Annotated in this window: 8 protein-coding genes and 1 pseudogene; 3 read left to right on the top strand and 6 right to left on the bottom strand. The window is 52.7% G+C overall.

All coding sequences use genetic code 11. The features are described 5' to 3' along the window. From KORM41_RS21560 to KORM41_RS10300, 4 genes and pseudogenes are all read right to left on the bottom strand, one after another. Window positions 1-634: pseudogene (locus tag KORM41_RS21560) on the bottom strand (transposase); the annotation flags it as partial. A 66-nt stretch (window positions 635-700) separates the two neighbouring features. Continuing rightward, entirely contained in the window at window positions 701-802 is a 102-nt protein-coding gene (locus KORM41_RS22490) for a helix-turn-helix domain-containing protein (protein ID WP_156431940.1), read from the bottom strand. A gap of 191 nt (window positions 803-993) precedes the next feature. Further along, window positions 994-1281 (bottom strand): helix-turn-helix domain-containing protein, encoded by a 288-nt coding sequence (locus KORM41_RS10305; RefSeq protein WP_068147234.1) that lies wholly within the window; start codon window positions 1279-1281, stop codon window positions 994-996. Continuing rightward, window positions 1274-2482: a type II toxin-antitoxin system HipA family toxin gene (locus KORM41_RS10300; RefSeq protein WP_082719848.1), complete on the bottom strand. Its 1209-nt coding sequence runs from the start codon at window positions 2480-2482 to the stop codon at window positions 1274-1276. The genes KORM41_RS10305 and KORM41_RS10300 overlap by 8 nt, the downstream gene beginning before the upstream one ends. A gap of 460 nt (window positions 2483-2942) precedes the next feature. On the opposite strand from KORM41_RS10300, the gene KORM41_RS10295 reads away from it, so the two are divergent. Continuing rightward, window positions 2943-3731, top strand: coding sequence for a metallophosphoesterase (locus KORM41_RS10295; RefSeq protein WP_082719847.1), 789 nt, complete (start codon window positions 2943-2945; stop codon window positions 3729-3731). A 4-nt stretch (window positions 3732-3735) separates the two neighbouring features. Next, window positions 3736-4323 carry a 3'-5' exonuclease gene (locus KORM41_RS10290; RefSeq protein ID WP_197421046.1) on the top strand — a complete coding sequence of 196 codons (588 nt, stop codon included), beginning with the start codon at window positions 3736-3738 and terminating at the stop codon, window positions 4321-4323. Window positions 4324-4362: 39 nt separating this feature from the next. Here KORM41_RS10290 and KORM41_RS10285 read toward each other — a convergent pair whose 3' ends face one another. Continuing rightward, window positions 4363-5331 (bottom strand): NAD-dependent epimerase/dehydratase family protein, encoded by a 969-nt coding sequence (locus KORM41_RS10285; protein ID WP_068147223.1) that lies wholly within the window; start codon window positions 5329-5331, stop codon window positions 4363-4365. Window positions 5332-5548: 217 nt separating this feature from the next. Continuing rightward, window positions 5549-10327 (bottom strand): tyrosine-type recombinase/integrase, encoded by a 4779-nt coding sequence (locus KORM41_RS10280; protein ID WP_082719845.1) that lies wholly within the window; start codon window positions 10325-10327, stop codon window positions 5549-5551. 28 nt (window positions 10328-10355) lie between these two features. On the opposite strand from KORM41_RS10280, the gene istA reads away from it, so the two are divergent. Beyond that, window positions 10356-11231: IS21 family transposase (gene istA, locus KORM41_RS10275; protein WP_156431867.1), on the top strand; the 876-nt coding region annotated here is incomplete at its 3' end.

The following is an 11231-nucleotide window of genomic DNA, read 5'->3' as shown; positions in this document are numbered from 1 at the left end:
TCCATACTCCAGACATCATTGATCGCCTCAGGCACAGAAAGTGGCTCAGGCTTTTCCCGATACAGACGCTTCCTCGGCTTGATCCGTAGGTTCAGCTCCAGTTCCCGGTAGACCCGGTACACACGCTTATGGTTCCAGCCATAGCCCTTCACGTTGCGTAGATACAAAAAGCACAGTTTGAAACCCCAGTTGCGCTGACGATCGGTTATGCCGACAAGCCAGTCAGCGATCTCGGCATTCTCGTCTGAGAGCTTCGGTTTATACCGGTAGCATGTCTCGCTGATCGAAAAGGCGCTGCACGCCGCCCTGATACTCAGCCGCCCCTTGCAGACAGCAGTTCTTGCCATCTCGCGACGTCGGGACGGCTTCACCACTTTTTTGCCATGGCTTCCTTGATGACATCATTCTGAAGCTGCACATCGGCATACATCTTCTTGAGCCGGGCATTCTCCGCTTCCAGCTCTTTCATTCGGCTCATCAGCGAGGCATCCATGCCTCCGTATTTTGCACGCCACCGATAAAAGCAGGCGCTGCTCATTCCATGCTCCCGGCACAGTTCAGGCACCGGCGTGCCAGCCTCCGCCTGCTTCAAGATGCTGATGATCTGGCTGTCCGAATAACGTGATGTCTTCATGTAAAATCTCCTGCGTTCTGGTTACGAGAAAATTCTACTTTTGAGTACCGCTATTTATTGGGGGTATTACCGGCCCATTGAGGCATTTGATTGAAAATATTTGCGAATAGTATTGCGAGGTAGTCCTGTCCGCCGTGCAATCTCCCGGATCGATAGAGCTAAGCTCAATCGCTTCTAACGAAGTATAACCAAGTATATCGCAAGCGGACTATACATGGTTATACTTGTGTACATTTTCGCAAAATAACGTTTGTGCTCGCAACCGTATGGCAGGAAATGCTCCCCTGAGTAGCCCCTAAGATTCCCGGACGTCTTGCTCACTAAGAAGAAACGACGCCAGGTAGCTTGGTTCAGTTTTCCTAGGTATTTGTATCGCTTGGTGCGTTACGTATCACATGCTGATATTCGGCTGCGTCAGGGTTTACAAGGCCAAGGGTATCCAGAATACGCCAAGCAGTCGAAAGGTTGATCTTGCCGGACCCTTTTTCAAATTCGATGATCGACGTATGGGAACATCCAACCAGCAAGGCCAGCTTTTTAATGCTGATCTTCTCATAGCGACGTTTGCTTTTGGCATACTGCCCCAAGGCTTTGAGGTTGGGGAGCTTTCCGAAATTCACCGGCATTTCAATTGTGGATTCAGCCATAAAGGGTCTCCCACTTTTCTTCAATTGTTGCGGTGAACTGATACTGCAGGTCATCATTCAAGGACACTTTGTTCTGGAGGCATTCCTTTAAGGCAGATTTGCGTTTCTTGATTTCGGCGAAAACGGCTTCGATTGTTCGCTGATTGAGGCCCAATTTCCCGCCAACTTCTGTGAGGATCGATCGGTCATATTCCTGCCACTGCAAACGTTTGCCATCGAGTTCCAGGCCGAAGACAGTGCTATAGCCCTTTCCACCATAGATGTAGCTATTGAGTACATCATAGATAGGTGACAGGCGAAGTCCTGTTGGTGTTTCCAGTAGGCTCCAGTTCTTCAGGTGGCAGTCGGTATTCCCAAGAATTGCAAAGGCCACAATTCTGCGAAACAAGGTATAGGCATCCAGTTTCGGCGCGGCTGAATATTTTAGCGCCTCAGAAAGAGCATCATAGTCTACCCGGTATTTGTTTTTCCGGTCTCGCCCGGGTGAAATTGCAAGGACTTGTGCGAAGTCTTCACACCGGAGTTTGTTTTCCGTGCCGTCACCATAGTAGCGGTCAAAGCGTTCAACGATGAGTCCCGGTTTGTCGATATTCTGTACGATACCCCGCTGGAAAGAAACAACCTGATCGTCGGGCAATAGTGCTTTAGTCAGAAGCAATGAGGCTTCCTCGTTCTGAACTAGGTCGCCGAGATCGTCCCGGGCAAATTTGGCGATATAGGGGGCTGGCCCTTGGTGCGCTGCAGGGGTGAAACGATTTCCTTCTTTTACACATAGAAGCTTGGCCTGCACGCCGGAGATCGTACGCCGGCTTCCTGCAATCGCTTGTGTCTCGGCGTCTGCCCCCAAGGCCAGGGCTATTGTGGGACGTTCTCCACTGGTTGGCGCAATGCCGACGGCACCAATGCAGTCTTGCCCGAATGCCAGCAATAGACCGAAGTCGTCTTCGTCCTCCGTGTCAGCAATTGCTTCCTGTCGGGCACGTAGCCACCCTTCAGGGGCAAGGTTACTGAAAAATGGATGCACACCGGCACGGTAGGCATGGCGGTCCACCTTACGGGGCAGCGAGCAGCCAATTTCAGGTGCGTCGGCATCATATGTGAATGCGGTGCCACCTTCGGGAACTTCCTCGAGATGTCCAACTTTCTGTCCCTTGAAGGTTACAATGCCTTGTCTGAGAGCTTCCATGGTACCGATTTCCATACCTTGAATGTGTTGTGGTATTAGTATGGTATCCTTTTCGGTACCGTTCAACAAAAAAGTATCGATTTCGATACCTTTCTTCGGACGAAAGTTGAAGGGGGTACCGTTTTCAGTACCAAGGGGGCGCCTATGTCTACCGTTCAAGCGAGGGGTTGGCCCAGCGAATGGGCCACTACACTATAAACCCCAATGTAAGGAAAAAAAGGAAAGGCGAGACGAGCATCCGTGCACTGGATATTGCGCCACCTCCGGGCTCATCACAGCTGCAGACCCTGTCTTCTAACTGGAACGAAACCAATTTTTAGGTCTACCGCCTACCTACTTTCGGGTTGAATTTATGGCTACGCGTATTCATGTTTCATGCTTGCGCCACGATGTTTTACTCGTTGAGACATTGATGCCAATGTATTTCTATTACGCGCCGCGAGCTCGGGAATATGTATGAAGATTGAGGCCTGCGATGCCAAAGCTACCGAACAATATTCACCCTAGCCACCGGGTCGTATCTGTAGCTAGGGATGGGCGAACGTTTGTCTGTGGCGATCTTCATGGATGCTACGATGAGCTCTGGCAGGAAATGCACCAAGCTGGCTTCGATAGAGCCCGGGATCACCTTATCGTTCTTGGAGATCTGACGGACCGGGGCATCAAGAATTATGAATGTGTCAAATTGCTTGCCGAGCCCTGGTTTCATAGCGTGCTCGGCAATCATGATGAAATGATGCTCAATGCCGTCAATCCTCGCTCCGATAAACATTTCTGGCGCGTCAACGGGGGCGGTTGGTTCGATCTGTTGAGCGAAGAGCAGCAGGAAGAAGTACAATATCTCTGTGACCGCTTTGTCGAGCGCTTGCCGCTCAGCATGACCTTGCTACTGCCTGACGGTTCCCATATTGGCCTCATGCATGCCGATGCCCCAACTGATTGGCACGCCGCGGTAGAGGGGCACCAACCACGTATGGAAACCCTGTGGGGTAGAAGGCGGATCAAGGACAAGGATCAGACTTCAGTTGCCAACGTGGATCTCGTACTGGTCGGCCATACCTCCAATAATGCCATTTTGCGCTTGGGGAACGTAATCTACCTGGATACAGGCGCGGGCTTCAGAAATGGACGCCTCACCATGGTTGAGATTGGCCAGTCCCTCGAAGAACTTGAGGCGAACCTTCAGCAGCGGATCGAGTTGGACCGAAGCTGCAACTTTCTGCCCTTCACCTATGAGCCGATTGGTGACTATGAAACAGGATAGTCAGATGAAAACATTTCTCTGCATCGATCTGGAAGCTACCTGCTTTGACAGGGAGACCCTTGGTCGTGATCTCACGGTCGAGGATATGGAAACGATCGAAATCGGCGTGGTTGCCCTTGATGAGGCCGGGGAAGGCGTTGGTGAGTTTCATTCATATGTCAAACCGGCCTATACAGAGGTTTCTCCTTACTGCACGGACGTAACCGGCATCACGGCGGATACGCTGGCTGACGCTCCGGGTTTTGCTGACATGATGGAAGCACTACGACAATGGTTGTTCGGCTTACAGGCGTGGCCGGATTGCTGGTATTCCTGGGGCAATTATGACCTGAAGCAGCTCGAGCTGGATGCGAGCGCCAAAAGATCCAACCTTGTTCTTCCTTTGCCGCCACACCGGAATGCCAAGAAGCTGTTCCAGAAGCAGCACATCCGCAAAGGTAGACAGGTCGGGCTTCTAAAAGCCTTGGAGCTGGTCAATCTGACCTTCGAGGGCCGACATCATTCGGCCCTCGATGACGCACGCAATGTCGCGAGGCTATTTGAATATTTTCACAATCCTGCAAAACATATTCGGTCTGTTACGTGCAGATAATTGGGTCCGAACTGTGTCGTTGGTCGTGCTGAACTTTGACTACCTGTTGCCCCTGACCTGACGTTCAATCCAGGCGTAGGTCTGTTTCAGGCCTTCGGAGAGCGGCTGGTTCGGACGCCAGCCCAGTTTCTCTTCGATCAGGCGGTTGTCAGAGTTGCGGCCGCGTACGCCCAGCGGGCCATCGATATGGCGCTTCCTGAGCGGCTTGCCGGCAATCTCCGTCACCATGTCCACGAGCTGGTTGATGCTGACCATCTCGTCGGAGCCGATATTGACCGGGCCTTCGAAATCGGAACGGGTCAGGCGCAGGATGCCCTCGACACATTCATCGATGAAAAGGAAGGAGCGGGTCTGCGTGCCGTCACCCCAGATCTCGATCTCGCCACCTTGCGCCGCGGACGCCACCTTGCGGCAGATAGCCGCCGGGGCCTTTTCCTTGCCGCCCGTCCATGTGCCTTCGGGGCCGAAGATATTGTGGAAACGTGCGACACGGCACTGCATGCCGAAGTTGCGGTTGTAGGCGAGGTAAAGACGCTCGCTGAAGAGCTTCTCCCAGCCGTATTCGCTATCAGGTGCCGCCGGATAGGCCGAGTCCTCGGCGCAATTGGGGTTATCGGGGTCTTCCTGGTTATAGGCCGGGTACATGCAGGCGGACGAGCTGTAGAATACACGCTTGATGTTCCGCTTGTGACAGAGGTCTACCACGTTGAGATTGATGGTTGCGCTGTTGTGCATGATGTCGGCGTCGTGTTGGCCGGTGAAGATATAACCGGCACCACCCATGTCTGCCGCGAGCTGATATACCTCGTCAAAGCGGCGGTCGATAACTTCGCGGCAGATCGACTGCTCACGCAGGTCACCAATGACAAAGTCATCCGCCTCGGTTTCGGCAAATTCCGGGAACTTCAGGTCGACACCGCGAACCCAGAAACCTTCCGCCTTCAGCCGTTTAACAAGGTGACTGCCGATAAAACCGCCCGCTCCAAGGACAAGAGCCTGCTTTTGCATTATTAAATCCCCATCAATGAATATAACCGACCCGGTGCCCACGCAGGTTATCCGCCATCACCGGTCAGGACAAACAACTGCCTAGCCCCACATTCAGCAATGCGCAGAACCTTTTGCCTTTCAATTGTAGCCAGTCGGTCCAAAGTCCATCCATAAAAAAGTTGAACATTCTTTTATGCTAAGGATGGCCCCTGCGTATGGCTTGCTCGAGAAAAAATTAATCGGCCTCGTCATATGAAACGGATACCAGGTAAGCGACCAGCTTTGGGAGACTGGAATTATCGGATTTGGCTGGGTGGGTTAGACGCAAAAGCCCGATTCCATCCTGGTGATGCGCAGAAATCTTTTGCGGGCGTGATTTAAAGTCACTCTCTGAAAGCCACGGGTTGTGCAGCTTCCATCTATCCCTGGATGCCTTGAAGTCCGGACCTTCGGGGATGTCGATTTCCATTCTCCATCTCCCAACCGGAATCTCGGGCAGGAAAAATTCAACGATTTCGGCGGCAAAAATTGGATCATGAATTCGATATGATCTTGCGTCTGGCGATGATGCCAAGAGAATGGCTTTCATAAACCTTTCGATCTCTTCCGCTGACCAGCAGTCCAATTTTGCGTGCATGCCGCGGCAAACCCGATCGAGTTCCGCTTTCACTCGATTATCGTTCCGTGCCCGGAGACGAATGGAGGCTTCTTTGTCCTTTCCAAACAGCCGAGAATTTCCGCGGCGCGTTTTAAGGGATTGGAGCTCGATGGCTTTTTGGTGCCATTTTTCGATCACTTCCCTGTCCACGTCGTATTGGAAAGCAAGATCTCGCGCTTTAGAGCCTTCTTGCAGCGCGCGTAAAATCTCATCAACCAGCATTAAGTCATGCTTGGCTTGGGTCGTATGACCCTCTTCTGTACCACTTGAGGAAGGTTTCTGTTCGGCGGGCAACACAAATGGGTAGGATGACGCGATCGCTGGTACCTTGTGCCGAACCAAATATTGATGGCGCTCATTAGAGTCGAGGTCTGCGATCTTCGAGCCTTGCACACCTGCGATTTGGGCTAGTTTGTCGGTGCCAATCTCCAGCCGCTGCCTTTGAAGCTTGGAGAAAATGATCAGGTCAGAGAGATGCAGATAGCTCAGCATCGTCTCCCTGGGACCAGCATGACCGGCAAAGGCCGCAAGTGTGTAATAAAGGCCCATGCGGTTGCCGATGTGACCCACCAGGTGTTCCCGAATTGCTTCCATTTTTTCCACCGATAAGCCGGCGATCATGTGCGCAATTTCGGCCTCGCCCTCAAGCGTTGCGTGCAGACAGGACAAGCAGCTATGGCGCAGGCTATGAAAAACGACATCTGCATCACCCGTGACTTGCTCAATTGCCTGGGAGAACATTTTGGAAATTTGCCCTCCATGGTACGGCGCTCCTGTGCTGCCAAAGGAAAAGACAGGAAGGTTGCGGTTTGTCTTTCTGGCATATTGTGCCATCAGCGATTTAAACTCACCCATCTCCCTATCATCGAGGAAAACACCTAGGTTTATCTGCCGCCGGCCTGCGCGCGATTTATTGTTGCCGAATTGATTGTCCCGGATCGAAATGACACAGTCTTTTGAGATCTCCACATCTTTCAATTGCAGCTTCACGAGTTCAGTGAGGCGCATGCCGGTGCGATACGCGAGCATGACAAAAAGAGAGATTTTTCGCCTTTCTCGCGCACTGGGCTCACCGCTTGTCATTAAATCAATTGCTGCCTGAACCTGCCGGAACGACAGCACTTTTGTGCGTACAAGGGAATGGCGCTTAAACTGGTGCCATTGCTGGTTCTCGATCTGAGGTAGTCGATAGCGGCTATCCCTCATGCCAAAGGCATGAAAATCAGCCATTCGTCCAAGCATATAGGCAACTTCGCTAGGGCTGTCATGATAGGTCAACAGGTTACCATAGAGCTCTTCAAGTTCTTCGGCATCATGCAGGTCCGGAATCCTACCATGCGTTTCCAGCAACCAAACGGAAACAAAGGCGGAACAATACCGTTGAAGTGTGGAAGGTTTGTCACCGCGCTTCCCTACATCGATTAGCCAGTCGAGGGCCAAGTGGAGATGGGTCGGAAGGTCTTCGGTTTCCTTGAGCGCTTCCAAATTTACCAACACTTCAGAGATTTTGACTTTGGTGTGGTTTTGCAGCACTGGTCGCAGTGCCGGAATTAGGTGGTTTTCGTAAAATGACCCCCACACATGTGGGTCCTCAGCCCGATATCGCGACGGCGCTTTTCGTTCATCTGCCTTATAGGAAACGGATGCCGGCATATGGGTGGCTACCGGTATGTCGTTGAACAAGCCAATCCATGCCTGGCGGTCAATGGAGAAAGTCTGGAACCGACCGGATGCCAGGGACTGTAGGGCCTCGCTGATGCCCGGGCCCGCTATGCTGTCGTGCCGCCAGAGTGCCGCGGAGGTGAGTTTTTCAAGATCCGTAATAGGGGTTTGATTTGTGTCTTCACCAAAAATTGCTTTTTTAATGAGGTCGAAGACATTCGCCTTCAGAAGCCGCGCCTTGCCTAGCGGTACATCGCTGTTGGGCGACCGTTTTTTATAGAGGCGAATGATCAACGCAAGGCTGACTTCGTCAACGAACCAATGTCGATGCTGGTGACACTTATTTCCAACTTTGAGGCTATATCGGCCTTCCTTCCCGTCGATGGGAATGTCGAGGTCAAACCAGACATACGGCCCCATGGTTTGAGGTTTTACAGTGTGGTCCGAGAGTTGTACCGCCAGATCCGCTAGCAGCTTTGCATTGGCCAACCCGCCTCTAGTGGTCGCGGCATAGAGAATGAGCCCGATCAGGGTCAGATCGTCTTCCTGCGATGACCGGCCAAACTCTTCCAGTCTTTCATAGAAAGCTTTGTCCCAAGCATGGATATACCGGGCAAGGGTGAACCATTTTTCGGTGCGAAAAGACGGTTCAAATGACACTTGTGCAGGGACCGATGGCAGACTTACGGCGATGCCATGGGCATCAATAATTTCCTTTGCACGTTTTTGTAGGTGGCTCTTCGCACGGCAATATTGCTCCGCGGACAGGTTCAGGGCATGCAACTGGTTTTCGGCTTCAGCAAGAGCGACTTCGTAGTCCTCCGCGGTCGTGATCTTTTCGCGACAGAAACCTACCTCGTTTTGTATTTCATCACACTTTTCTACAGCTCGCTTTAGCAGGTGGGCGCGGTCTTTCGCCCTTCCATTGCGACCGACATGCGCAGTATGATTGCCGGCTGGTTCATATGGTTCGATGACATAGTGCTGCGGTGTGTCTGCGAGGGCAATGGCCCCGTAGCGCTGCAAGATTTGCTCTAAATGACAGTTCAGAGACCGGAGTGACGCAAACTCAAAACCACTCGTGCCGCTTAACGGACCAATACCGATCAAAGCATGCCCCATGAACGCGTTGAGACAGTTATAAGGCACAGCGTTCGTTAAGAGACTTCGTAACGTATGGCGGTTCCAGTTGCCGGGTAGGGCGCTGATGAAGCCATGCCAGGATTGCAGAATTTTGGGTGTAAGAAAGCTCTTGCCTTCTTCATCAAACACGAACAGGACAGGGTTTACGCTTCTGAGAGCATTTTCGATATAGCTTGAGGTTTCGTAATCAGTGTGCCGGAGCCTATCGCGGAGTCGGCGTAAATGCTCCACATAGTATCGCATTTGTTGAAGAGCTGTGTCGCACAAAGGTACGACACGGGATGCGTGATTTGTCCTTACAACTTTGTCGCTGATCCAAACAAATCCTGAGGTCAGGTCAAAGTCTCTGAGGTATTGAAAGGGCGCCTTTACTGGCCTATGCCCGGTGGAAAGGCAAAGGACCAAATAGGTATAAAACATTAGGTAGTTGTGATGATTGAAGAGGTCCTCCCGCTTGCCAGTGTCAACCTTCGCGATTTGTGTACGCATGTAGTTGAAAAGCTCTCCAGTCCACTCAGGGGTGGGTACGAGCATGCTACCGATCTTCTGATCATCGGGCATGGCTGGTGACGGTGCGAAGCCAAGCCCAACCAAGTAATTGGAGTGCGCTGCAGTAATGTCGGCCTGCGACACCTGAGTGTAATACATAGCGGGCAACTGATCAGCGGTTTTGCCGCTGACATATCCGGCAATGACATCGTCAACACCCTGATGCTTCAAAGAAAGGGCAAGGTGCGCTTGAATTTTTGCCGGCGAGACATTGCGGTCCTTGAGTGAGGCGAAGGCGGATAGAGTCTGACTTTCTGTTTCAGGCAGTCTCGTCTTTTTTGGGGAAAAGCGGTTATGAAGGCGTACCAGCCCTTCAGCCAGTTCATCTGGAATGTGTATGAAGACGCCGGCTGTTTTTTTCTGTGGAAGCGCCTCATTGGCATTGCGTTCGCCAATCATGTCAGGGCGGCTGCCTCTCGGGATGTTGGGCACATCATAGAGACAATACCGAAAATCGAGTATTGCCCAGCATGGTTCGCTTGGAAAGCCTTTTGCTGTTTGAGGTTTTACCTTCAAACTTCGAAGAAAACTAGTGGAGCGACCCGTGACCAACGAGAGCATGATAAATAGAGCGTTTTCCCATGCGGGACTGCTTTGAAGGTCTCCCGCGCTGAGGAGCTCGAAGCATTCTTTCTTGATGAGTGCGATGTCTTGGTCACTGAGGGCCTTGTGGCTAGCGCCTGACAACAGCTGTGCCATGACAAGTCGTCGAGTGATTTTACGATTGAAGCGGTTCTGGAGGCGCGGTGAAACGGCATTAGGTAGCGACTTTTCCGCTCGAGATGGCTCGACGTAGCTTTTTGATGCTGGGCTGTCATAAGTATTTTCTTTGGCAGGTATTTGGTTGAGGTTGCCGTCTTCACCGACGCGGGTGCAAATTGCGCGTAAAGGGCCACCTGCGATGTCACCGTTGTATAGGGCGGTGTAAAAGTAGGCCACTGAAGCGGCGGCGTTGTGTTGCTGCGGGCGGAGTAAAAGTCTGCCACTTTTTGGCTTTTCCATTTGATGGGAGGGCCGGAGGATTTATTCAGTGGATTTATACAGAAGGGTTCGCCTTGCGTGCCATGTGCAAGGCCTGAGCAACCGGGAGGCTGCCCGGCGTTTCGGGATCAGCCGTGACACAGTCGCGAAGATGCTCTCGCATTCAGAGCCGCCGGGCTACCGGCGCTCAGTGCCGGTCAGGCGTCCCAAGCTTGATGGCTACACCGACATCATCGACAGTATTCTGGAGGGTGACCGCCAGGTAGGGCGCAAGCAGCGCCATACAGCGAAGCGTATCTTCGAGCGCCTACGCTCCGAGTATGGCTTTGATGGCGGTTATACGATCATCAAGGACTATGTGAGAGAGTACCGTCGGACCAGCCGCGAGGTCTATGTACCGCTGAGCCACACCCCCGGTCACGCGCAGGCGGACTTCGGCGAGGCCCAGGTGGTCATCGGCGGGGTGCGGCAGAAGGCCCACTTCTTCGTGCTGGACCTGCCGCATAGCGATGCCTGTTATGTCAGGGCCTATCCCCGGGCCACGACGGAGGCCTGGCTGGACGGCCACAACCATGCCTTTGCCTTCTTTGGCGCTGTGCCGCAGTCGGTCCTGTACGACAATGACCGCTGTCTTGTATCTCGCATTCTGCCGGATGGCACGCGCAAGCGGACCGACAGCTTCTCGGCCTTCCTGTCCCACTATCTGATAGAGGACCGCTATGGCCGCCCCGGCAAGGGCAACGATAAGGGCAAGGTTGAAGGCATGGTCGGCTATATGCGCCGGACCTTCATGGTCCCCATTCCGTCCTTCGCCAGCTTTGACGCTTTCAACGACTATCTGGAGGACGCTTGTACCAGGCGGCAGTCAGATGTCCTGTCAGGGCACAAGGTGAGCATCGGGGACCGGCTGCAGGCTGATCTGGCG

This window comes from Kordiimonas lipolytica (assembly GCF_001550065.1).
This window is presented reverse-complemented; position numbering and strand designations above follow the sequence as displayed.